20 protein-coding genes are annotated in these 21,476 nt (G+C 73.9%); 10 read left to right on the top strand and 10 right to left on the bottom strand.

Annotated features, from left to right (window positions below):
* Positions 1–408 precede the first annotated feature (408 nt).
* Both ACFZDE_RS02220 and ACFZDE_RS02215 read left to right on the top strand, forming a co-directional pair.
* Entirely contained in the window at positions 409–732 is a 324-nt protein-coding gene (locus tag ACFZDE_RS02220; protein WP_391196596.1) for a hypothetical protein, read from the top strand.
* A 183-nt stretch (positions 733–915) separates the two neighbouring features.
* The gene (locus ACFZDE_RS02215; protein ID WP_390991061.1) at positions 916–1,449 is read left to right on the top strand and encodes an ATP-binding protein; all 534 of its coding nucleotides are present in this window, start codon (positions 916–918) and stop codon (positions 1,447–1,449) included.
* 72 nt (positions 1,450–1,521) lie between these two features.
* On the opposite strand, the gene ACFZDE_RS02210 is transcribed toward ACFZDE_RS02215, so the two are convergent.
* Genes ACFZDE_RS02210 through ACFZDE_RS02200 form a run of 3 tightly spaced genes read right to left on the bottom strand, consistent with a single transcriptional unit; the run spans position 1,522 to position 5,119 of the window.
* Entirely contained in the window at positions 1,522–4,083 is a 2,562-nt protein-coding gene (locus ACFZDE_RS02210) for an FtsX-like permease family protein (RefSeq protein ID WP_391196593.1), read from the bottom strand.
* A complete protein-coding gene (locus ACFZDE_RS02205) occupies positions 4,080–4,838 on the bottom strand; it encodes an ATP-binding cassette domain-containing protein (protein ID WP_391196591.1) in 759 nt (252 codons plus the stop codon). The genes ACFZDE_RS02210 and ACFZDE_RS02205 overlap by 4 nt, the downstream gene beginning before the upstream one ends.
* On the bottom strand, positions 4,835–5,119 hold the full coding sequence (locus tag ACFZDE_RS02200; protein ID WP_390991069.1) for an SHOCT domain-containing protein: 285 nt from the start codon (positions 5,117–5,119) through the stop codon (positions 4,835–4,837). Before ACFZDE_RS02200 ends, ACFZDE_RS02205 begins: the two co-directional genes overlap by 4 nt.
* A 165-nt stretch (positions 5,120–5,284) precedes the next feature.
* Between ACFZDE_RS02200 and ACFZDE_RS02195 the strand changes: the two genes are divergently transcribed.
* Genes ACFZDE_RS02195 through ACFZDE_RS02185 form a run of 3 tightly spaced genes read left to right on the top strand, consistent with a single transcriptional unit; the run spans position 5,285 to position 7,366 of the window.
* On the top strand, positions 5,285–5,863 hold the full coding sequence (locus ACFZDE_RS02195) for a TetR family transcriptional regulator C-terminal domain-containing protein (RefSeq protein WP_391196589.1): 579 nt from the start codon (positions 5,285–5,287) through the stop codon (positions 5,861–5,863).
* A 10-nt stretch (positions 5,864–5,873) separates the two neighbouring features.
* Positions 5,874–6,461: a DUF4865 family protein gene (locus ACFZDE_RS02190; protein WP_391196587.1), complete on the top strand. Its 588-nt coding sequence runs from the start codon at positions 5,874–5,876 to the stop codon at positions 6,459–6,461.
* Positions 6,458–7,366 (top strand): phosphotriesterase, encoded by a 909-nt coding sequence (locus ACFZDE_RS02185; RefSeq protein ID WP_391196584.1) that lies wholly within the window; start codon positions 6,458–6,460, stop codon positions 7,364–7,366. Before ACFZDE_RS02190 ends, ACFZDE_RS02185 begins: the two co-directional genes overlap by 4 nt.
* Positions 7,367–7,386: 20 nt before the next feature.
* On the opposite strand, the gene ACFZDE_RS02180 is transcribed toward ACFZDE_RS02185, so the two are convergent.
* The 4 genes from ACFZDE_RS02180 to ACFZDE_RS02165 all read right to left on the bottom strand — a co-directional run bounded on the left by ACFZDE_RS02180 (position 7,387) and on the right by ACFZDE_RS02165 (position 10,826).
* Positions 7,387–7,809: a TIGR03618 family F420-dependent PPOX class oxidoreductase gene (locus tag ACFZDE_RS02180; protein WP_390991079.1), complete on the bottom strand. Its 423-nt coding sequence runs from the start codon at positions 7,807–7,809 to the stop codon at positions 7,387–7,389.
* A 12-nt stretch (positions 7,810–7,821) separates the two neighbouring features.
* Positions 7,822–8,712: an NAD(P)-binding domain-containing protein gene (locus ACFZDE_RS02175; RefSeq protein WP_391196583.1), complete on the bottom strand. Its 891-nt coding sequence runs from the start codon at positions 8,710–8,712 to the stop codon at positions 7,822–7,824.
* Between the two features lie 136 nt (positions 8,713–8,848).
* Positions 8,849–10,096, bottom strand: a complete 1,248-nt coding sequence (locus ACFZDE_RS02170) for an ROK family protein (protein WP_391196582.1) — start codon at positions 10,094–10,096, stop codon at positions 8,849–8,851.
* An 88-nt stretch (positions 10,097–10,184) separates the two neighbouring features.
* The gene (locus ACFZDE_RS02165; RefSeq protein WP_391196581.1) at positions 10,185–10,826 is read right to left on the bottom strand and encodes an alpha-ketoglutarate-dependent dioxygenase AlkB; all 642 of its coding nucleotides are present in this window, start codon (positions 10,824–10,826) and stop codon (positions 10,185–10,187) included.
* A 121-nt stretch (positions 10,827–10,947) separates the two neighbouring features.
* Here ACFZDE_RS02165 and ACFZDE_RS02160 point away from each other — a divergent pair, with 121 nt between their 5' ends.
* Positions 10,948–12,078, top strand: a complete 1,131-nt coding sequence (locus ACFZDE_RS02160; protein WP_390992311.1) for a methyltransferase — start codon at positions 10,948–10,950, stop codon at positions 12,076–12,078.
* Here ACFZDE_RS02160 and ACFZDE_RS02155 read toward each other — a convergent pair.
* Positions 12,068–12,928, bottom strand: a complete 861-nt coding sequence (locus ACFZDE_RS02155) for a ketose-bisphosphate aldolase (RefSeq protein ID WP_391196579.1) — start codon at positions 12,926–12,928, stop codon at positions 12,068–12,070. The genes ACFZDE_RS02160 and ACFZDE_RS02155 overlap by 11 nt on opposite strands.
* Positions 12,929–12,941: 13 nt before the next feature.
* Positions 12,942–13,838, bottom strand: a complete 897-nt coding sequence (locus ACFZDE_RS02150) for an SIS domain-containing protein (protein WP_391196577.1) — start codon at positions 13,836–13,838, stop codon at positions 12,942–12,944.
* A 117-nt stretch (positions 13,839–13,955) separates the two neighbouring features.
* Here ACFZDE_RS02150 and ACFZDE_RS02145 point away from each other — a divergent pair, with 117 nt between their 5' ends.
* Both ACFZDE_RS02145 and ACFZDE_RS02140 read left to right on the top strand, forming a co-directional pair.
* Complete coding sequence (locus ACFZDE_RS02145; RefSeq protein ID WP_391196574.1) at positions 13,956–14,735, top strand: DeoR family transcriptional regulator; 780 nt, start codon at positions 13,956–13,958, stop codon at positions 14,733–14,735.
* A gap of 1,233 nt (positions 14,736–15,968) precedes the next feature.
* Positions 15,969–17,804 carry a glycoside hydrolase family 15 protein gene (locus ACFZDE_RS02140; RefSeq protein WP_390991095.1) on the top strand — a complete coding sequence of 612 codons (1,836 nt, stop codon included), beginning with the start codon at positions 15,969–15,971 and terminating at the stop codon, positions 17,802–17,804.
* A gap of 8 nt (positions 17,805–17,812) precedes the next feature.
* On the opposite strand, the gene ACFZDE_RS02135 is transcribed toward ACFZDE_RS02140, so the two are convergent.
* Positions 17,813–18,805, bottom strand: coding sequence for a hypothetical protein (locus ACFZDE_RS02135; RefSeq protein ID WP_391196571.1), 993 nt, complete (start codon positions 18,803–18,805; stop codon positions 17,813–17,815).
* A 200-nt stretch (positions 18,806–19,005) separates the two neighbouring features.
* On the opposite strand from ACFZDE_RS02135, the gene ACFZDE_RS02130 reads away from it, so the two are divergent.
* Both ACFZDE_RS02130 and ACFZDE_RS02125 read left to right on the top strand, forming a co-directional pair.
* Positions 19,006–19,218 (top strand): cation transporter, encoded by a 213-nt coding sequence (locus ACFZDE_RS02130; protein ID WP_390991101.1) that lies wholly within the window; start codon positions 19,006–19,008, stop codon positions 19,216–19,218.
* A gap of 2 nt (positions 19,219–19,220) precedes the next feature.
* A complete protein-coding gene (locus ACFZDE_RS02125; RefSeq protein ID WP_391196569.1) occupies positions 19,221–21,470 on the top strand; it encodes a heavy metal translocating P-type ATPase in 2,250 nt (749 codons plus the stop codon).
* Positions 21,471–21,476 lie beyond the last annotated feature (6 nt).

The following is a 21,476-nucleotide window of genomic DNA, read 5'->3' as shown; positions in this document are numbered from 1 at the left end:
TTCTCACCTGCATAAACGCATCTTTGAGCCCCCCAAAGCGCCCCCAGGGGCAGGACCCGGTGCAAGGGGGCGCGCACTCTCGGGGGCGCATCCGCGAGTGTGCTGCGGGCGCCCCCGGGCAGGGGGCTCGCGGACCCTGGTGCTCGGCGCCGGGCGCGGGCAGACTGCACGGCGGGACCAAGGCCCCGGACGGGGTGAGCGCAGGGCACGACCCGCCTCCCGGAGCGGACTTCCGGGCACCGGCACCGCATCCCCTCCGGGGGCACACCGCACCACCGGGCCGGGCGGGGCGCACCACCCGGAGGGGACGACGCGCCCGGACGGGGCACACTGGATCAGGACACGAGCCCGTACCGGGCACCCGCGCCGAGCGGGCCGGTACGCCGACACGCACAGGGGGCGGGTGGCATGGGAGAGCCGGAGTTCAGGGCCACGGGCGTGCGCATCGGGAAACGGCTGCGGTCGCTCACCCGGGCCGGGCAGGTCCGGATCAACGACGGCCGGCTCGAGCTGCTGACCAGTTACGGCAGTGAGATCGACAGCGCGCCGGTGCAGGCCGTGCGCGCCTCCAAGCCCTGGTTCGGCCCCGAGGACCGGGCCACGGCGGATCTCAACGGCAACCGGTACCTGCTCACCCTGGGCGATCACGACCCCGCACCGGGGGAGCCGGGCCCGCCGGCCGCGCGGCGTTTCATCGAGGCCGTGCGCCGGGCAGCGGGGCGTGGCGACTGAGATGTCCGCGAGTTGCGGTACCTCATCCCCTGCGTCACTCTGGTCTCACGTCACTCTGGGTTTACCGGCGATAACGCTGCGAACCAGCCCGCCGGCCACGACAGCAGGCGGCAGTGTCACGCAGGCGCCCTGCTGGATCCGAATCCCGTGTTCTTCCGGACCTCACGTCGGGGAGTCGCAGCCGTGATCAGCTACCCAAGCAGGCACTGCACGGTGGAGCTCCAAGCCCTGCCGTCGCGGATCGGCCAGGTCCGCAGAATCGTATCTGCGCAGTTGCGCTACTGGCATCTCGACCCCCTGATCGACCGGGCCTCGCTCGGCGTGACGGAGCTGTTGTCCAACGTCCACCGGCATGCCCAGCCGGACAAGACGTGCACCGTGGAGATAGAGCTGCTGCTCGACCGGCTCATGGTCTCGGTGCGCGACGGGGATCCGCGGATGCCCGTGATCGACGAGGCGGAGCCGCTGGCGACGTGCGGGCGTGGGCTCGCGATGGTGGCCGCCATGAGCGAGAGCTGGGGCGTCCGGCCGGACGGCGAGTCCGGCAAGGTCGTGTGGTTCACCCTGCCGACGTCCGCCCCCGTGGTGACGTCGCCCTCGATCCGCTCGCGGCGCACGGTCCAGGAGAAGCCGGCGCGCCGGTTCGCCGAGGTCGGCGCCGCCACCGACGGGCTCCGGCCCGACCATGCTCCCGCCCGGTCCGCCGTTGCCGGTTGACCGGGCGGTGACCACCGTCCCCTCGGGGGCATCGGGGGCGCACGCCGCCGGGTTGTGCGCCCGGGGCGTGCGTCACTCCGCGGCGACGGCGCGCAGTACGTCCAGGCGTGCCGCGCGCCGGGCCGGGCGCAGCCCCGCGAGGGCGCCGGCGGCGAGTCCCACGACGGCCACGACGGCCAGTTGGGCGGGCGGCATCGCGAAGGCGAAGGCGCTGTCGCTCGCGCCGTCCGAGGCCCTGACGAGGACCCAGCCGAGGAAGGCGCCGAGGGCGAGCCCGCCGGCCGTGCCGAAGGCGGCGACCAGGACCGACTCCCAGCGGACCATGGCCCGCAGTTGGGCACGGGTCTGGCCGACGGCCCTGAGCAGGCCCAGTTCGCGGGTGCGTTCGTGGACCGCCAGGGTCAGTGTGTTGGCGATGCCCAGGAGCGCGATCAGCACCGCGAGGGCGAGCAGCGCGTAGACGAGGGTGAGCATCATGTCGATGCCGCCCGCCGAGGACCGCGCGTACGCGTCGCGGGTCTGGACCTCCGGGTTGCCGTACGGCGCGGCGGCCTGCTCCACCGCCGCGGTGCCGGCGTCGGTGCTCACACCGTCCGCGAGGGTGACGGCGACGAGGGTGTCGGAGTCCTGGGTGCGGTGCGGGGCCCAGGCCGCGCGGGTGATGACGTAGTCCCCGGCGAGTTCGGAGCGGCCGTAGACCGCGCGCACGGTGAAGGTCTCCTTCGTGCCGTCGGTGAAGGTGAGTTGTGCCGTGTCGCCGGTGGTGAGGTGCTGCCTGGCGGCCTCCTGTTCGGTGACGGCGATGCCGTCGGTGCCGAGTTCGCGCAGCGAGCCGTCGACCGTGCCGAGGTCGAAGGTGCGTGCCAGGGCGGCCGGGTCGGTGACCGTCAGGGCGCGGCCCTCGCCGTCGACCTCGGCGACGCCCCGGCCGAGTCCGACGGCGGTGTCCACCTCGGGCAGCTTCTGGATCGCCCCGGCCAGCTTCGGGCTGAGTCCGCTGCCGCCCGCGCCGAACGAGGGGGCGCTGACGGCGACGTCGCCCGCGAAGGACCGGGACACGGTCTGGTCCATGGTCGCCTTCAGCGAGGCGCCGAACACCGTGAACAGCGACACGACGGCCACGCCGATCATGAGGGCGCTCGCGGTGGCGGCCGTGCGCTTGGGGCTGCGCAGGGCGTTGCGCCGGGCGAGGGCGCCGGTGACGCCGCGCCACCGGGCGAGCGGGCCGCCGAGGAAGCGCACTGCGGTGGAGGAGGCGACCGGGCCGAGCACCACGAACGCGACCAGGGCCAGGGTCGCGCCGGTTCCGGCCAACCAGACCGACGGGGTCACGAGGACGCCGGCGAGCGTGAGGGCGAGGGCCAGGGCTGCCAGCGCGGTGCCGGCGATCGCGCGCGGGCGGGAGGCGCCCGAGGTGTCCACGGCCGTCTCGCGCAGGGCGGCCAGGGGCGCGGTGCGGCCGGCGCGGACGGCGGGCAGCAGGGCGGAGCCCAGGCAGACCAGGATCCCGACGGCCAGGGGCAGCGCCATCGACAGGCCGGTGACCACCAGATCGCCCTCGGGGAACGGGAAGCCGATCGCCGGGAACAGCGCCTGGAGCCCCGCCGCGATAGCGATGCCGCCCGCGAGACCCGCCAGTGATGCGGTCACGGCCACGGCACCGGCTTCCACCAGGGCGGCGCCGGTGACCTGCCCGCGCGAGGCGCCCAGCACCCGCAACAGGGCGTTCTCGCGGGTGCGTTGGGCCACGACGATCGCGAAGGTGTTGTGGATGGAGAAGGTCGCGACCAGCAGGGCGACGCCGGAGAACACCAGCAGGAAGAGTGTGAAGACGCTCAGGAACTGACCGGAGATCATCTCGTTGTTCTCCTCGGCCGACTCCTGGCCGGTGATGGCCTCGACGTCGTGCGGCAGGACGGGCGTCAGCCGGTCGACGAGCTCGCGCTGGGTCACACCGGGCCCGGCCCGCACCTGGATGCTCGCGGCCTCACCCGGCCGGGCGGTGAGGTGCTTCTGCGCGTCGGCCATGGTCATCCCGGTGAAGGTCACCTGGGCCATGCCGTCCTCGCCGCCGAACGTGGCGAGTCCGACGATCGTCACCCGGACCGGGTCCGGGGTGCGCAGGGTCGTGGTGTCGCCGATACTCAGGCCGCCCTTCTCGGCGGCGCCCCGGTTGACGACGACCTCGCCGGACCGCCGCGGCGCACGCCCTTCGGCGAGCCGGTAGGGGTTGAGCTCCGGGTCGGTGATCCAGTTGCCGGCGAGGGTGGGCGGGCCCTGGCCGCCGATCGCCTCGCCGTTCGCGCCGACGAGCTGGCCGGCGCCCTGGACGTCGGGCACGGCGGCGGCGACGCCGGGAACCTTCTCGACGGTGCCGACCAGGTCGGTGGCGACCGGCTGCCGTACGCCCTGGCTCTCGCCGGGGGTGGTGATGGCGTCGGCGCTGCGGACGACGGCGTCCGTGCCGCGGGCCGCGTCGCCGAACATCGAGTCGAAGCTCGCGCGCAGGGTGTCGCCCATGACGAGCGTCCCGGCCAGGAAGGCCACGCCGAGGAACACGGCGAGGAACGTCCCGGCGAAGCGCCGCCGGTGGGCGCGCAGGGAGGACGCACTGAGGCGTACGGAGGCGTTCATGAGGGCACCTCGAAGGCTTTCATCCGGTCCAGGACGCGGTCGGCGGTCGGGGACTCCATGCGGTCGACCAGGCGCCCGTCGGCGAGGAAGACGACCTCGTCGGCGTGGGCGGCGGCGACCGGGTCGTGGGTGACCATGACGACCGTGCGGGCGGTCTGCCGCACCGCGCGTCCGAGCAGCCCCAGTACCTCGGCGCCGGAGCGGGAGTCGAGGTTGCCGGTCGGTTCGTCGGCGAAGACGACGTCCGGCCGCCCCGCGAACGCCCGGGCCACGGCGACGCGTTGCTGCTGTCCGCCGGAGAGTTCGGCGGGCCGGTGGTGGAGCCGGGCGCGCAGTCCGACGGCGTCGATCAGCGCGTCGATCCACTCCGGGTCGCCCCGCCCGCCCGCCAGATCCAGGGGCAGGGTGATGTTCTCCAGGACGGTGAGCGTGGGTACCAGGTTGTACGCCTGGAACACAAAACCCACGCGGTCGCGGCGCAGCAGGGTGAGCCGGCGGTCGTCGAGGCCGCCGAGGTCGGTGTCGCCGATCCGGGCGGTGCCGGAGGTGAGGGTGTCCAGGCCCGCCGCGCAGTGCATCAGGGTGGACTTGCCGGAGCCCGAGGGGCCCATGATCGCGGTGAAGCGGCCGGCCGGGAAGGTCACGGTCACGCCGTCGAGGGCGCGTACGGCGGTGTCGCCACCGCCGTACACCTTCACCGCGTCGACGACCCGGGCGGCGGGCAGCGTGGTCGTCGTGGCGGTCGTCGTGGTCATACCGCGCCTCCCTTGCGGCCGAACTCCTCGTTCAGCACGGACAGCCGCCGCCAGTACTCGTCCTCGTCGATCTCGCCGGAGGCGAAGCGGCGGCCGAGTACGGCGAGGGGTGAGTCGCCCTCGACGGTGGGCCGCTGCCAGGGGCCGCCACGGCGTCCGCGCCACACCGTGCGGCGCAGCAGCACGATGCCGCCGCCGATCACCAGCGCCCAGATCACCGGGAAGAGCAGGATCCACGGGCCGGGTCCGCCGCCGTCGCCGAAGTGCGCCAGGGTCTGCATGTCGTCCAACTCCTCGATCGCTCGATGTGCGGTGTCGCTTTCGAGAGTCGTCCGGTGAGGGTGCTCCGGTCGTCGTACGGCCGGCGGCACTGTGCGTACGCCGCGGGGAGCAGGCGCGCGGGACCGCTCTGCTCCTCGCGGCGCTCGACGTCTGTAACTACTGGTATGTACAGTGACCGTATGAGCACCCCGGAACGGCTGATCGAGTCCACCCGAGAGCTGCTGTGGGAGCGCGGCTACACGGGCACCAGCCCCAAGGCGATCCTGGAGCGCGCGGACGCCGGGCAGGGCAGCATGTACCACCACTTCAAGGGCAAGCCCGATCTCGCCCTGGCCGCGATCCGGCGGACCGCCGAGGAGATGCGCGCTACCGCCGCGGGAGTACTCGACGGGCCGGGCACGCCCTACGAGCGCGTCGAGGCGTATCTGCGGCGCGAGCGCGATGTGCTGCGGGGCTGCCCGGTCGGCCGGCTGACGATGGACCCGGACGTCATCGCGAGCCCCGAGCTGCGCGCACCGGTCGAAGAGACGCTCGACTGGCTGCGCGGGCGGATCGCCGGGATCGTCGAAGAGGGCAAGGCGCAGGGGCAGTTCGCGCCCGGTCTGGACGCCGGGGAGATCGCGGCGGCGGTCGTCGCGACCGTCCAGGGCGGTTACGTCCTCGCCCGCGCCTCCGGTTCCCCCGCCGTGTTCGACGCCGGGGTCCGGGGGCTGCTCGCCCTGCTGGCACCCCGGACCTCTTGAGGAGACCCGCATGCACGCGCTGCAGTACGAGATCACCCTGCCCGCCGGGTACGACATGGGCATCGTCCGCGACCGTGTCGCCCGCCGGGGACATCTGCTCGACGACTGGGACGGGCTCGGCCTCAAGGCCTATCTGATCCGCGAGCGCGGCCAGCGCGGCTCGCCGGTCAACCAGTACGCCCCCTTCTACCTCTGGAACACGGTCGACGGAATGAACTCCTTCCTGTGGGGCGGCGCCTTCCAGGGAGTCGCTGACGACTTCGGACGGCCGTCGGCGCGGCAGTGGACGGGCCTCGCGTACGAGGAAGGCGACGGCGCGCAGGCTCGGTTCGCGGTACGCCATCGCCAACCCGTCCCGGACGGCGCGCTGTTGGCCGAGACCGTGGCGGACGCGGTGGGTGAGGTCCGGCGGCTGGCGGCGCAGGACGGGGCCCTGTGCGCCGCCGCGGCCGTCGACACGAGCCGCTGGGAACTGGTGCACTTCTCCCTCTGGGAAAGTGGGGCGCAGGACACACCCAGGGCAGACGGCGAGGTGTTCGAGGTGCTGCACCTGTCCGCGCCGGGGCGGGACCGGTTGCCCCGGGGACGCCAGTGGTGAGCTCGGTCCGCACGGTGCTGGGGGACGTGCCTCCCGCCGATCTGGGCGTGTGCGACGCTCACGACCATCTGTTCTTCGGCAGTCCCCGGTTGCCCGGCCAGGAGCTGCGCAGCATGCCGGCGGCACGGGCGGAGCTGGTCGCGTTCCGGGAGCAGGGCGGCGGGGCCGTCGTGCAGTGGACGCCGTACGGGCTCGGGCGGCGGGCCGCCGATCTGCCGCCGCTGTCCCGAGAGACGGGCGTGCACGTGGTGGCCGCGACCGGTCTGCACCAGGCCGTGCACTACGACGGGGACACGCTCGCCGGGCTGCGGAGCCGGCTCGCGGAGGTCTTCGTCTCCGAACTCACCGTGGGCATCGGGACGTCGGGGGTGCGGGCGGGGCTGGTCAAGGTCGCGGGCGGTTTCCACGCGCTGGACGCGCACGCCCGCTGGACCATGACGGCGGCGGCCGAGGCGCATCACGCCACGGGTGCGGCGATCGCCGTGCACCTGGAGCTGGGCACCGGCGCGCTGGACGTACTGGACCTGCTGTGCGGGGAGTTGGGGGTGCCGCCGCACCGTGTGGTGCTCGGGCACCTCAACCGCTCCCCCGACCTCGTGGTACACCGTCAGGCGGCCGGGTCCGGCTGCTATCTGGCCTTCGACGGGCCGTCCCTCGCCCACCACGCCACGGACTGGCGGATGCCGGAGGCCGTACGGGCCCTCGCCGACGCCGGGTTCGGCGACCGGGTGCTGCTGGGCGCGGACACCACCACGGCCGCCGCCCGCTCGGTGGACGGCGGCCCCGGGATGCCCTACCTGCTGCGCCGGGTGCGGCCCCGGCTCGTGCACGCCGTGGGCGAGGAACTGGTCGGGCGCATCCTCACGGAGAACCCGGGCCGGGCCTTCGGGGCGGAGTGGCGCTGACCTGCCGCGCCACCGGGGGGTCAGCCGCCGGCCTGGTCGCTGTCCTTCAGCGAGCCCCAGCCGTGCCAGCGGTCGACCTCGATCAAGGCGCTGACCCGGCGCCGGTCACGGTCCGGGTAGGGCTTGCCGGTGTAGTGCCGGGCGAGGAGGTCGATGTCGGCCAGGTCCTCGTCGTCGTACGTCTCGGTGACGCGGCCGATGAGGGTGACGTGGGTGTACCAGTCGTCGCCGGCGAGGACGGTGAGGGTGACGCGCGGGTCGCGGCGCAGGTGCTTCAGCCGTACCCGGCCCTCGTCGAGGTTGATCAGGACACGGCCGTCCCGCCAGGCGTACCAGGTGGCGGTGGAGACCGGTGCGCCGTCGGAGCGCAGGGTGGCCATGACGCACGGGTTGGGCCGGCTCAGCAGGTCGACGGCCTCGGGCGGCAGCGGCGGTTTGGACATGGGGGGAACCTCCTAGGAGTCGGTCTTGTCGTCGAAGCTGGCGAAGTAGGCCGCGACCATGTCCTCGTCGGCGTGCCCCTGGCGCGCGGCACGCTCCATGCGGGCGGCGGCCGCTTCGGCGACGTCCAGGCGGACACCGTGCGCGGTACCGGCCTCGACGATCAGCCGGGCGTCCTTGACGGCGGTGCCCACGGCGAACTGGGGCGGGGTGAGCCGGTTCTCCAGGACGAGTTCGGACTTGGCGCGCAGATAGCCCATGTCGAGCGGGCCACCGGCGACGAGGTCGAGGAAGCCGCGGGGGTCGACACCGAGGGCCTCGGACAGGGCGAGGGCCTCCCCGGCCGCGGCCGTGACGGCGAGGACCCAGCTGTTGGCGACGAGCTTCAGCCGGGTGGCACCACCCCGCGCTCCGTCCTCGCCGCTCCACACGGTCCGGGCACCGACGGCGTCGAAGACCGGCGTCACCTTCTCACGGCCCTCGGTGGGGCCGGCCGCGAGCACCGTCAGCTTCCCGGCCTCGGCCGGCTGGCGGGTGCCCAGGACGGGGGCGTCGTAGAAGTGCAGGCCGTGCTCGTGGGCGAAGGAGGCCAGTTCGGCCACGCCCTCGATGCCGGCGGTGGTGGACTGCATCCAGGCGGTGCCGGGGCGCAGGGCGGGGGCGGCCTCGCGCATGGTCTCCAGGGCGGCGGGACCGTCGTAGAGGATGGTCAGGACGACATCGGCGTCCTGAACGGCCTGCGCGGGGGTGCCGGCGATCCGGACGCCGTCGGCGGCCAGCGGCTCCGCCTTGGCCCGAGTGCGGTTCCAGGCGTGGACGGTGTGTCCGGCCCGGGCGAGGTTGCGGGCCATCGCGGCGCCCATGATGCCGGTGCCCAGGACGCTCACGGTGAGCTTGTCGGTCATTGCGTCAACTTCCTCGCTGGTGCGGGTGCGCGGGCGGACTGTCTGCGGCCCAGCCTGCCCGCTCAGCCGCGCGCCTTCCCGGAAGCGGCGCGGACAAGCCTGTCACCGGTGCAACCGGATTCGCCCGGTCACGCGGTCATCCCTGGGGGACCAGCGCCCCCAGCGGGTCGTCCAGGACCGGCTGCCAGGCCAGTTCCGCCGCGCCGACCAGGCTGTTGTGGTCGAGGGTGCAGGGCAGGATGGGGACTCCGCCGCTCTGGCCCCACAGACTGCGGTCGGCCACGACCGCCCGCAGCCGGCCGGGGTCGGCGTCGAGGAGAGTGCGGTGCAGGCCGCCGAGGATGATGCGGTCCGGGTTGAGGATGTTGACCAGGCCCGCGAGGCCCAGGCCGAGGCGGTCGACGACGCTCTCCGCGGCGGTGCGCACGGCCGGGTCGTCGTAGTGGTGGCGGATCAGGTCGATGGACTGCTGGAGCAGCGACACCTCGGGGCCCGGTTCGCGTCCGGCCTCCGTGAGGAACGCCAGCGGGTCGGTCTCCACGTCGAGGCAGCCGCGGCTGCCGCAGTGGCAGGGGCGGCCCTCGGGGTGCACGGTGAGGTGCCCGACCTCCAGCGCGAGGCCCGAACTGCCCCGGTGCAGACGGCCGTCGAGGACGAGCGCGCCGCCCACACCGCGGTGGCCGGTGGCCACGCACAGCAGGTCGCGGGAGCCGCGCCCGGCGCCGTGCCGGTGCTCGGCGAGCGCGGCGAGGTTGACGTCGTTGGCCGCGAACGCGGGTCCGTCGAGGCCGGCCGCGCGCACCTGCTCGGCGAAGATGTCCCGCACGGGCGCGCCCGCCGGCCAGGCCAGGTGGAGCGGGTTCAGGGCCAGCCCCTCGGGTTCGGCGACGGCGGAGGGCACCGCGAGGCCCGCGCCCACGCACCGCCGTCCGGTCTCGCGCAGCAACTCGGCACCGGCCGCGACGACGGAGGCGAGCACCTTGGCCGGGTCGGCGTCGACGACCTCGCAGCCGGGCGCGGTCGCGACGATCCGACCGCCCAGTCCGACCAGCGCCGCCCGGAACCCGTCGGCGTGCACCTGCGCGGCGAGCGCGACGGGCCCGTCGTCGGCGACGGCCAGCCGATGGGAGGGCCTGCCCTGGGAGCCGGCCGCCGCGCCGGGCCGGGCGTCGATCCGGATCAGCCCGAGCGCCTCCAGTTCGGCGGCGACCGCCCCGGCCGTCGCCCGTGTCACCCCGAGCTCGGCGGTGAGCACGGCCCGGGTCGGCGCGCGGCCGGTGTGCACGAGTTCCAGTGCGGGTCCCAGTGCTCCGCGCCCCCGGTCCAGCCGCGCTCTCGAAGTGCTCCCGTTCCCCGCCTGCCGGGGGCCCGCCTTCCCGCTCATGAGGGCGAGTCTCCCATGATCCGCCGGGATGGTGACCGCACCGGCCGGGCGGGCGGCGGGGAGCGGCGGCGACGCGTACGGCCGGGCATCACAGGCCACTGACCCGGAGGGTGACGTTGAGCCGGCCCGTCAGGCCGAGTCCGGGCGGGGCCGTGCCCGGGTGGACGCGTGGGACCCCGTGGTAGGCCAGGCGGGACGGGCCGCCGAAGACGAACAGGTCGCCGCTGCGCAGCTCGACGTCGGTGTGGGGCCGGGTGCGCGCGGCGGTGTTGCCGAAGCGGAAGACGCAGGTGTCGCCGAGGCTCAGTGAGACCACCGGCGCGTCGGACTTCTCGTCGCTGTCGCGGTGCATGCCCATGCGGGCGTCGGCGTCATAGAAGTTGATCAACGCGATGTCGTAGTCCGGCGCGGGCCCGCCGAGGGTGTCGCGGACGGCCCGGCGGCCCAGTTCGCCGAGCCACCGCGGGAACGGCTTGACCGGGGCGCCGTCCCCGTCGGCGACCGTGCGGGCGTAGGCGTACGGGTACCAGTGCCAGCCGAGGCAGACCTGGCGGGCGGTCATGGTGCCGCCGCCGGGGGTGCGGACCGTGCGCAGTCCCGCGGGCGGGCGGGCCCAGTCGCGGCAGGCCTCCAGCAGTGTGCGCTGACGTTCGGCGTCCAGCCAGTCGGGCAGGTGCACGGCGCCGGGCGCGACCTGCGTACGGGCCCTGGGGAACAGCTCGGCGTCCATGCCTTCCATGGTGCCTTGCGTTCCCTGGTCGCTTCCCTGGTGGCCTTTCTGGCGCCGTCTCTGCTGACCGGCACGCCCTGAGCTGGGGCTCGGCTAGCCTGGTCGCACGATGAACGACCGTATGACGACGCCGTGGGGCGAGCCGGCGCTGACCCGTTTCCCGGAGGACCCGCGCGACAGGCTGCGCGCCTGGGACGCCTCGGACGAGTATCTGCTGCGGCACCTGGCCGAGGAGCGGGTGCCACTGGACGGGACGGTCGTGGTGGTCGGGGACCGGTGGGGCGCCCTGGTCACGGCGCTCGCCGCGCACGGGCCGGCGCAGATCACCGACTCCCACCTCGCGCAGGAGGCGACCCGGGCCAATCTCGCGCGGGCCGGCGTCGCGCCGGGTGCGGTACGGCTGCTCACCACACAGGATCCGCCGCCGGAGCGGATCGACGTGCTGCTGGTGCGGGTGCCCAAGAGCCTGGCGCTGCTGGAGGACCAGCTGCTGCGCCTGGCTCCGGCCGTGCACGCGGGGACGGTCGTCGTGGGCACCGGCATGGTGAAGGAGATCCACACCTCGACACTGACGTTGTTCGAGCGGATCCTCGGCCCGACCCGCACCTCGCTCGCCGAGAAGAAGGCCCGGCTGATCCTCTGCACGCCGGATCCCGCGCGGGAGCGGCCCGGCAATCCGTGGCCGTACGTCTACACGCTGCCGGACGGCATCGGTCCCGCCGCGGGAGGCACCGTCGTCAATCACGCGGGGGTCTTCTGCGCCGACCGGCTCGACATCGGGACGCGGTTCTTCCTGCGGCAGCTGCCCGAGGGGCGGGGCCGCCGGGTGGTGGACCTGGGGTGCGGCAACGGCGTGGTGGGCACCTCGGTGGCGCTGGGCGACCCGGACGCCGAGGTGCTGTTCGTGGACGAGTCCTTCCAGGCCGTGGCCTCGGCGGAGGCGACGTACAAGGCGAACGGCGCGCCCGGGCATGCGGAGTTCCGGGTCGGTGACGGGCTGGCGGGCGTGCCGTCGGGCAGTGTCGATCTGGTGCTGAACAACCCGCCGTTCCACTCCCATCAGGCGACGACGGACGCCACGGCCTGGCGGATGTTCACCGGGGCGCGGCGTGCGCTGCGGCCGGGCGGGGAGCTGTGGGTGATCGGCAACCGGCACCTGGGCTACCACGTCAAGCTGCGCAAGCTCTTCGGCAACAGCCGGGTCGTCGCGAGCGACCCGAAGTTCGTGGTGCTGAAGGCCGTCAAGCGGTAGCGGCGCCGAGGGTCCGGAGGGTCCTCGCCACCGTCCGGGTCATCGCCTCCCGTGCGAGGGTGAGGTAGCCGCGCGGGTCGACCGCCTCGGGGTGCTCGGCGACGAAGTCCCGGATCGCGCCGGTCAGCGCGATGTTCAGGGCCGTTCCGATGTTGACCTTGGTGATGCCGCCCGCGATCGCCGCGGTGAGTTCGTCGTCCGGGACGCCGGAGGAGCCGTGCAGGACGAGCGGGACGTCCAGCGCGGCCGACAGGCGTTTGAGCAGGGCGTGGTCGAGGGCCGCCGTGCGGGTGGTCATGGCGTGGGTGCTGCCGATGGCGACGGCCAGGGCGTCCACGCCCGAGTCGGCGACGAAGACGCGTGCCTCGTCGGGGTCGGTGCGGGCGCCGGGGGCGTGCGCGTCCAGCGGGGGTCTGCCGTTCTTGCCGCCGATCTGGCCCAGCTCGGCCTCGATCCAGAGCCCTTGGGCGTGCGCCCGGTCCACCGCCGCCCGGGTCGCGTCGAGGTTCTCCGTGTAGGGCAGCCGGGCCGCGTCGTACATCACGGAGCTGAAGCCGGCGTCCGCGGCCCGGTGCAGCAGGGTGTCGCTCTGCACGTGGTCGAGGTGCAACGCGACGGGTACGGCGGCCTGTTCGGCGGCGGCGACGGCCGCGCGGGCGAGTGGGAGGAGGTCTCCGCCACGGAACTTGACCGCGTTCTCGCTGACCTGGAGGACGACGGGCGCGCGCACCGACTCGGCGCCCGCGATGACGGCCTCGACGTGCTCCAGGGTGATGACGTTGAAGGAGGCGACGGCCGAGCGGGCGGCCGCGGCGGCGGTGACGAGGTCGCCGGTGGTGGTGAGGGGCACGGGGTCTCCAGGGTCAGGGTTCGAGGATCACCGAGCGCGTCAGGTGGCGCGGGGTGTCGGGGTCAAGACCGCGGGAGGCGGCGACGGCGACGGCGAGCCGGTGGACGCGGACGAGCTCGGCGAGCGGGTCCAGGGCGCCCGCGATCCACAACGCACCGGTGCCGCGGACCTGTTCGGCGAGTCCGTCCGGGGCGTCGCCCAGCATCCAGGTGGCCGTGCCCGTGGTGCTGACGCTGATGGGGCCGTGCCGGTACTCCATCGCGGGGTAGGCCTCCGTCCAGGCCAGGGCGGCCTCGCGCATCTTCAGCCCGGCCTCGTTGGCCAGTCCGACGGTCCAGCCGCGGCCCAGGAAGGTGAACTGCCCGCACTCCACAACGCCTTCGGGCAGCGGCTCGGCGAGGGCGGTGCGCGCGTCGGTGACGGCGGTGTCCTGGTGGAGGCCGAAGTGGGCGCGGAGCAGGGTGAGGGCGGTGGTCGCGAACCGGGTCTGGACGACGGAGCGTTCGTCCGCGAAGTCCAGCACGGCGAGGGCGTCGGCGGCCGTCCTGACGGGTGTGTCCGGGTCGGCGGTGATCGCGGTGGTGGGGGTGGCGGTGGTGGGGGTGGCGCCCTTCAAGTGTCGCAGCAGGTCGAGGACTTCGGTCGTGGTGCCGGAGCGGGTGAGGGCGACGACCCGGTCGTAGCGGCGGCCGTGGGGGAACTCCGAGGCGGCGAAGGCGTCGGTCTCACCCTGGCCCGCGCCCTCGCGCAGTGCGGCGGCGGCCTGCGCCATGAAGTACGAGGTGCCGCAGCCGACGATCGCGACCCGCTCCCCCGGCGCCGGCAGCACCCGTGCCCACCGGGGCGCCTGTGCCGCGGCGCGCGCCCAGCACTCGGGCTGGCTGGTCAGCTCGTCCTCGACATGCGTCATACCGCACCCTCCACTCTGCTTGTTCCTGCAAGATAGCTCTAACTTTCGAGCAACATCAAGCATTCGGGCCGGATCGGGTGCGCTAAGGTCGCCGGAGATCGATACAGGGAGGTGCGGATGTCGCGCGACGCCCGCTGGAAGGCGCTGCTGGAACTGCTCGTGGAGCGCGACCGGCTGGACGTCGAGGAGGCGGCGACCGAGCTCGGGGTGTCGGCGGCGACGATCCGCCGTGACTTCGACGGGCTCGCCGAGCAGCAGATGCTCGTGCGCACCCGGGGCGGGGCGGTCGTGCACGGTGTGTCGTACGAGCTGCCGCTGCGCTACAAGACGGCCCGCCGTGCCTCCGAGAAGCAGCGCATCGCCAAGGCGGTGGCGGATCTGGTCGCGCCGGGCGAGGCGGTCGGGCTGACCGGCGGGACCACCACGACCGAGGTGGCCCGGGCCCTGGCCGTACGCGGGGATCTGGCGTCCGGGTCGCCCGCGCTGACCGTGGTGACCAACGCGCTGAACATCGCGGGTGAGCTGGTCGTGCGGCCCCAGTTCAAGATCGTGCTGACCGGCGGAGTGGCCCGGCCCCAGTCGTACGAGCTGGTGGGGCCGCTCGCGGACGGGGTGCTCGGGCAGATCACGGTCGATGTGGCGGTGCTCGGCGTGGTCGCCTTCGACGTGACGCACGGCGCCGCGGCACACGACGAGGCGGAGGCCGCGATCAATCGGCTGCTGTGCGAGCGTGCGGAGCGGGTGGTGGTGGCCGCGGACTCCAGCAAGCTGGGACAGCGGGCGTTCGCCCGGATCTGCGCGACCGGGGCGGTGGACACACTGGTCACCGACACGGCGGCCGACGCGGAGGCGGTGCGGAGATTCGAGGAAGCCGGGCTGCGGGTCATCACGGTCTGACAGCGGCGGAACCGGGGCCCGGCCGGGGCGGCCCGACGGAGACGGGCCAGCGGGGGCGATTCGGCCGGGGGCGGGCCCGACGGACACGGGCCAGCGGGGACGGCTCGGCCGGGGCGGCCCAACGGAGACGGGCCAGCGGGAGCGGCTCGGCCGGGGCGGCCCGACGGACACGGGCCAGCGGGGACGGCTCGGCCGGGGCGGCCCAACGGACACGGGCCAGCGGGAGCGGCTCGGCCGGGGCGGCCCAACGGACACGGGCCAGCGGGAGCGGCTCGGCCGGGGCGGCCCAACGGAGACGGGCCAGCGGGAGCGGCTCGGCCGGGGGGGCGGGACGGCCGGTGGTGACTATCCGGCAGTGACGGCCCGGCGGTGGCCATCCGGCGGGAACGGCCCGGCAGCGGCCCGCGGGGCGGCCCCGCGATGGCGGTCCGCGGGGGCCCGCGGGGCGTCCGCGGGGGCGGTCTGCAGGGGTGGTCTGCAGGGGTGGTCCGGATCGCCGGGGGGGGTGAGACGGCTGGCGCCAGCCGTCCGGTGGTGACCACCCGACAGCGACAGCCCGGCCGGTGGCCCTCCGGCGGGAACGGCCCAGCAGCGGCCCGCGGCGCGACCCCGCGATGGCGGTCCGCGGGAGCGGTCTGCGGGGGGTCCGCGGGGGCGGTGCGCCGGGGGGTGGGACGGCCGACGCCAGCCGTCCGGTGGTGACCACCCGACAGCGACAGCCCGGCCGGTGGCCATCCGGCGGGAACGGCCCAGCAGCGGCCCGCGGCACGGCCCCGCGAGGGCAACCCGCGCGGCGGTCCGCGGGAGCGGTCTGCGGGGGGTCCGCGGGGGCGGCCCGCGGGGGGGCGGCGGGGGTGGTCCGCATCGCCGGGGGGTGGAACGGCTGGCGCCAGCCGTCCGGTGGTGACCACCCGACAGCGACAGCCCGGCCGGTGGCCATCCGGCGGGAACGGCCCAGCAGCGGCCCGCGGCGCGACCCGCGAGGGCGATCCGCCGGAACGGCCCAGCGAGGGCAGTCCGCAGGAACAGCCCCGCGATGGCGGTCCGCGGGGCGGCGGCCCGGCGGCGGTGGCCTGGCGGCGACCGTCCGGCGGCGGGGCCTGACAGCGTCGGTTTCATGGCGGCGGGGCGGAGGCGGTCCGGGGCGGGCCTCCGGGGGGCGCCGCCCGACGGCGGCGGGCCGTCGGCGGTTCTAGGCTGGGGCTGAGGCGCCTACCGGGCAGGGAGGCCGTCATGGGCGGAGCCGCACAGGACCGGGGCATGCCGGGTGCCCGGCGCTATGTGCCGATCGCCGAGCACGGGCTGATCGGCGATCTGCGCAGTGTGGCCCTGGTCGGGACCGACGGCACCATCGACTGGTACTGCTGCCCGGCCTTCGACGCGCCGAGCGTGTTCGCCTCGATCCTGGACGCGGAGCGCGGCGGCTGTTTCGAACTGGCGGCGTCGGTGCCGGCCCGGACCAAGCAGTTCTACTTCCCCGACACCAATGTGCTGATCACGCGGTTCTTCACCGAGGACGGGGTCGGTGAGGTGCAGGACTTCATGCCGCTCGGCGACGGGCCGGCCGAGGCCGAGCGGCACCGGCTGATCCGCCGGGTGGTGTGCGTACGCGGCGCGATCCCGTTCCGTACGCGCGTGGCGCCCCGGTTCGACTACGGCTCCCTGCCGCACACCGTGCGGCTGACCGGCGACGCCGCGGTGTTCGAGGCGACGGGGCTGGCGCTGGCGCTGACCGCGACCGTGCCGCTGGAGGCCGACGGCCTCGATGTGCGCGGCGACTTCAAGCTCTCCGAGGGCGAGACGGCGGTCTTCGCGCTGGACAAGGTCGGCGGCGATGTGACGCCCCGCCGGTGTGCGCACACGGAGGCCGAGGAGCAGTTCGCGGCGACGGTGGCGTACTGGCGTCGCTGGCTGTCGGCGTCCCGGTACAAGGGCCGCTGGCGGGAGATGGTGCACCGCTCGGCCCTGACGCTCAAGCTGCTCACCTACGCACCGACCGGGGCGATCGTCGCCGCGCCGACGACGAGTCTGCCCGAGGAGCTCGGCGGCGAGCGCAACTGGGACTACCGGTACGTGTGGGTGCGCGACGCGGCGTTCTGCGTCTACGCCCTGCTGCGGCTGGGCTTCACCGGCGAGGCCGAGGCGTTCATGGACTTCGTGACCCGGCACATCAGCCCGGGCGACGGCAAGCCCTCCGGCCCACTGCAGATCATGTACGGCATCGACGGCCGCACCGAGCTGCCCGAGCGCGCCCTCGACCATCTGGAGGGCCACCACGGCTCGGCGCCGGTACGGGTCGGCAACGCGGCGGCCGACCAGCTCCAGCTCGACATCTACGGCGCGCTGATCGACTCCATCTACCTCTACGACAAGTGGGCCAAGCCCATCTCCAGCGGCCACTGGGACGACGTGTGCGCCCTGGTGGACTGGGTGTGCGCGCACTGGAACCAGCCCGACGAGGGGATCTGGGAGACGCGGGGCGGGCGACGGAACTTCCTGTACTCGCGGCTGATGTGCTGGGTGGCGATCGAGCGGGCCATCCGGATGGCCAACCGGCGCGGCCTGCCCGCCGACCTGCCCCGCTGGCGGGAGTGCCGCGACACGATCTACCGGCGGATCATGAGCCGGGGCTGGTCCGAGGAGCGCGGGGCCTTCGTCCAGCACGAGGACGGCGACGTACTGGACGCGGCGGTGCTGATGATGCCGCTGTCGAAGTTCATCGCCCCGACCGATCCGAAGTGGCTGTCGACGCTGGACGTGCTCACCGAGGAGCTGGTGTCCGACTCGCTGGTCTACCGCTACGACCCCCGCTCCAGCCCCGACGGGTTGCGCGGCGACGAGGGCACGTTCTCCATCTGCTCGTTCTGGTACGTCGAGGCGATGGTGCACGCGGGGCGAATCGACGAGGCGCGGCTGGCCTTCGAGAAGATGCTGACGTACGCCAACCACCTCGGTCTGTACGCCGAGGAGATCAGTCACACCGGGGAGCAGCAGGGCAACTTCCCGCAGGCGTTCACGCATCTCGCGCTGATCAGCGCGGCGTTCAACCTGGACCGGGCGCTCGGCTGACGCTCGGCTCAGTGCCCGTGGCTGTCCTCGACATGCCCCTCAGGGGTACCTGAACGGTCTTCCGCATGCCCCTCGGGGGTACCCGAGTCGACCGCTGCTCCCCCGGCGCGGACGGTGAACGCCGCCGTGTGCACCTTGCCGTCGTGCTTGAAGTCGAGGAACAGGCGGTAGGCGCCGGAGCTGGGCGCGGTGGCCGTGAAGGAGACCTCCGGGCCGGGCCTGGTGCTGCCGTCGCCGGGTTCGCCGTTGGGGTGGACGTGCAGGTAGGCGAGGTCGCCGGAGCGCAGCGCGACCAGGTGGCCGTAGGCGCCGAGGTAGGGCTGGAGGTCGGTGACGGGCCTGCCGTCGCGGGAGACCTTCAGTTTCAGCTCGCTCGCCTTGCCCGGTTGCGGGGCGCCGGAGAGCTTCACCTCGTAGCCGTCGACCCGGGCCGTGGTCTTCGCGGGCGGCAGGGGCCGGGCCTCGTACGGGCCGGAGGCGGCGAGGTCCGCGCCGAGGGTGAGGTTCTCGGCGTTCTTCCCGGCCGGGGTGAAGTCGGCGAAGACGCGGTAGCCGCCCGCGCGGGGCAGCTCCACGGGGGTGCTCCAGGTGCCGTCGGCGGCGCGGGTGGGGTGCAGGTGGCGGTAGGTGCCCAGGTCGCGTGAGGCCACGATGAGGTGCAGTTCCTTGTCGTGTTCGCGCTGGTAGGCCGTGACCGCCCGGCCCCCACCGTCCCGGACGGTGAAGCGCAGGTCGGCCTTCTTCCCAGCGGTGACGCGCGGGGTGTCGAGGTCGAGCGTGTAGCCGCCCTCGGAGATCTGCAGCCCGCCGGCGGGGAGTGCGTCGTGCCCGCCGTGACCGTCGCCCTTCGCCTGCTCCGGTGTGGTCCCGGCGTGTTCGTCCTCGTGCTTCGGGGGGCTGTCGGCGACGACGGGGTCGATGCCCTGGCCGACGCCGTAGGCCGCGCCGAAGGTCGCTGCCAGTGCGGCGGCGAAGGTGGTGATCCTGAGTCCGGTGTTCATGGCCGTCGGCTCCTTCAGATACCGGTCCCCCGCTCGGCAGCGGGGCTGCTCCATACAGCTCACCATACCCCTGGGGGGTATCGAGTCAAGTGGTTTCGGCACTTGCATCGTATACCCCTCAGGGGTATACCTGAAGTCGGCGAGGACATACCCCCGCCCCGTATCAACCGCAGCTGTTGAACCGTCTGAGGAGGCACCCGATGCCCGCCACCACCTACGCCGTCTCCGGAATGTCCTGCGGCCACTGCAAGGCCACGCTGACCGAGGCCATCGGCGAGCTGACCGGCGTCAGCGGTGTCGAGGTCGATCTCGGCAGCGGCCATGTCACCGTCACCAGTGCCGCCGAGCCCGACGACGACGCGATCGCGGAGGTCGTCGACGAGGCCGGTTACGAGCTGACCGGGAGGGTCTGAGGATGAGCACCGGTACATCGACGGCCGCCGGCGCCGAGGTGGAGCTCGCCATCGGCGGCATGACCTGCGCCTCCTGCGCCGCGCGCATCGAGAAGAAGCTCAACCGCATGGACGGGGTCACCGCCACCGTCAACTACGCCACCGAGAAGGCCAAGGTCAACTACTCCGGCGATGTCTCCGTCGGTGACCTCATCGCCACCGTCGAGGCCACCGGGTACACCGCGCAGGAGCCCGCTCCCGCCGCCCGGCAGGCCGGCCCGCCGCAGGAGGCCGACGAACTGCGGCCACTGCGCGAGCGGTTGATCACCGCCGTGGTGCTGTCGGTTCCCGTCGTCGCCATGGCCATGATCCCGGCGCTGCAGTTCGAGTACTGGCAGTGGCTGTCGCTCACCCTCGCGGCGCCCGTCGTGACCTACGCGGCCTGGCCTTTCCACAAGGCGGCGTTCACCAACGCGCGGCACGGCGCGGCCACCATGGACACCCTGATCTCGGTGGGCACCTCGGCCGCGTTCCTGTGGTCGCTGTGGGCGCTGTTCTTCGGCACCGCGGGCACACCCGGCATGACCCACCCCTTCGAGCTGACCATCGCGCGTACGGACGGCGCCGGGAACATCTACCTGGAGGCCGCCGCCGGCGTGACCGCTTTCATCCTGGCCGGTCGGTACTTCGAGGCCCGCGCCAAGCGCAAGGCGGGCGCCGCGCTGCGGGCGCTGCTGGAGCTGGGCGCGAAGCACGTCACCGTGCTGCGGGCCGACGGCCGTGAACAGACCGTCCCCGTCGCGGAGTTGCAGACCGGAGACCGCTTCCTGGTCCGGCCCGGTGAGAAGATCGCGACGGACGGTACGGTCGAGGAGGGGTCCTCCGCCGTGGACGCCTCGATGCTCACCGGGGAGTCCGTCCCGGTGGAGGTGGGCGCGGGCGACCCGGTCACCGGTGCCACGATCAACGCCGGCGGACGGCTCGTCGTACGGGCCACCCGGGTGGGCGCCGACACCCAACTCGCCCGGATGGCGCGGCTGGTGGAGGACGCGCAGAACGGCAAGGCCGCCGCGCAGCGGCTCGCGGACCGGATCTCCGCGGTGTTCGTGCCGGTGGTGATCGCCCTGGCGCTCGGCACGCTCGGCTTCTGGCTGGGCAACGGCGTCGGGCTGACGGCCGCCTTCACCGCCGCGGTCGCCGTCCTCGTCATCGCCTGCCCGTGCGCCCTGGGGCTGGCGACACCGACCGCGCTGATGGTGGGCACCGGGCGGGGCGCCCAGCTCGGCATCCTCATCAAGGGCCCGGAGGTCCTGGAGTCCACGCGCCGGGTCGACACCGTCGTCCTCGACAAGACCGGCACCGTCACCACCGGCCGTATGACGCTGCTGGCCGTACACACCGCCGACGGCACCGACGAGGCCGAAGTACTGCGACTGGCCGGGGCGTTGGAGCACTCCTCCGAGCACCCGATCGCCCGTGCCGTGGCCGGCGGGGCGCTGGAGAAGCTGGGCGCGCTGCCGGTGCCGGAGGACTTCGCGAACGTCCCCGGGCTCGGTGTGCAGGGCGTCGTCGAGGGCCACGCGGTGCTCGTCGGCCGGGAGCGGCTGCTGGCCGGGTGGGCCATGGAGCTCCCCACCGGGCTGGCGCGGGCCCGGGCCACGGCCGAGGAGGCCGGGCGCACGGCCATCGCGGTCGCGTGGGACGGCGAGGCGCGCGCGGTGCTGGAGGTGGCCGACGCGGTCAAGGACACCAGCGCGGAGGCGGTCGGACGGCTGCGGACGCTCGGCCTCACGCCGATCCTGCTGACCGGCGACAACGAGGCGGTGGCCCGGTCCGTGGCCCGCGAGGTGGGCATCGAGGAGGTCATCGCCGAGGTGCTCCCGCAGGACAAGGTCGACGTGGTCAAGCGGCTCCAGGCCGAGGGCCGCTCGGTGGCGATGGTCGGTGACGGTGTCAACGACGCGGCCGCCCTCGCCCAGGCCGATCTGGGTCTGGCCATGGGCACCGGCACGGACGCCGCGATCGAGGCCGGTGACCTGACCCTCGTCAGGGGCGATCTGCGGGCAGCGGCGGACGCCGTCCGGCTCGCCCGCCGCACGCTCGGCACCATTCGCTCGAACCTGTTCTGGGCCTTCGCCTACAACGTGGCGGCCCTGCCACTGGCCGCCTCCGGCCTGCTCACCCCGATGATCGCCGGGGCGGCGATGGCCTTCTCGTCGGTCTTCGTGGTCGGCAACTCACTGCGGCTGCGCACGTTCCGCACCGCGGGCTGAGACGGG

This window comes from Streptomyces sp. NPDC007929, from assembly GCF_042959065.1.
Lineage (GTDB): Bacteria > Actinomycetota > Actinomycetes > Streptomycetales > Streptomycetaceae > Streptomyces.
Note: the sequence above shows the minus strand (reverse complement) of the source record. Positions and strands in the feature narration are given on the sequence as shown.

Excerpts from the sequence above, each read along its gene's own strand:
- ACFZDE_RS02220 (WP_391196596.1), top strand. The coding sequence starts at position 409 with ATGGGAGAGCCGGAGTTCAGGGCCACGGGCGTGCGCATCGGGAAACGG.
- ACFZDE_RS02210 (WP_391196593.1), bottom strand. The coding sequence starts at position 4,083 with ATGAACGCCTCCGTACGCCTCAGTGCGTCCTCCCTGCGCGCCCACCGG.
- ACFZDE_RS02205 (WP_391196591.1), bottom strand. The coding sequence starts at position 4,838 with ATGACCACGACGACCGCCACGACGACCACGCTGCCCGCCGCCCGGGTC.
- ACFZDE_RS02200 (WP_390991069.1), bottom strand. The coding sequence starts at position 5,119 with ATGCAGACCCTGGCGCACTTCGGCGACGGCGGCGGACCCGGCCCGTGG.
- ACFZDE_RS02195 (WP_391196589.1), top strand. The coding sequence starts at position 5,285 with ATGTACAGTGACCGTATGAGCACCCCGGAACGGCTGATCGAGTCCACC.
- ACFZDE_RS02190 (WP_391196587.1), top strand. The coding sequence starts at position 5,874 with ATGCACGCGCTGCAGTACGAGATCACCCTGCCCGCCGGGTACGACATG.
- ACFZDE_RS02180 (WP_390991079.1), bottom strand. The coding sequence starts at position 7,809 with ATGTCCAAACCGCCGCTGCCGCCCGAGGCCGTCGACCTGCTGAGCCGG.
- ACFZDE_RS02175 (WP_391196583.1), bottom strand. The coding sequence starts at position 8,712 with ATGACCGACAAGCTCACCGTGAGCGTCCTGGGCACCGGCATCATGGGC.
- ACFZDE_RS02170 (WP_391196582.1), bottom strand. The coding sequence starts at position 10,096 with ATGAGCGGGAAGGCGGGCCCCCGGCAGGCGGGGAACGGGAGCACTTCG.
- ACFZDE_RS02165 (WP_391196581.1), bottom strand. The coding sequence starts at position 10,826 with ATGGACGCCGAGCTGTTCCCCAGGGCCCGTACGCAGGTCGCGCCCGGC.
- ACFZDE_RS02160 (WP_390992311.1), top strand. The coding sequence starts at position 10,948 with ATGACGACGCCGTGGGGCGAGCCGGCGCTGACCCGTTTCCCGGAGGAC.
- ACFZDE_RS02150 (WP_391196577.1), bottom strand. The coding sequence starts at position 13,838 with ATGACGCATGTCGAGGACGAGCTGACCAGCCAGCCCGAGTGCTGGGCG.
- ACFZDE_RS02145 (WP_391196574.1), top strand. The coding sequence starts at position 13,956 with ATGTCGCGCGACGCCCGCTGGAAGGCGCTGCTGGAACTGCTCGTGGAG.
- ACFZDE_RS02140 (WP_390991095.1), top strand. The coding sequence starts at position 15,969 with ATGGGCGGAGCCGCACAGGACCGGGGCATGCCGGGTGCCCGGCGCTAT.
- ACFZDE_RS02135 (WP_391196571.1), bottom strand. The coding sequence starts at position 18,805 with ATGAACACCGGACTCAGGATCACCACCTTCGCCGCCGCACTGGCAGCG.
- ACFZDE_RS02130 (WP_390991101.1), top strand. The coding sequence starts at position 19,006 with ATGCCCGCCACCACCTACGCCGTCTCCGGAATGTCCTGCGGCCACTGC.
- ACFZDE_RS02125 (WP_391196569.1), top strand. The coding sequence starts at position 19,221 with ATGAGCACCGGTACATCGACGGCCGCCGGCGCCGAGGTGGAGCTCGCC.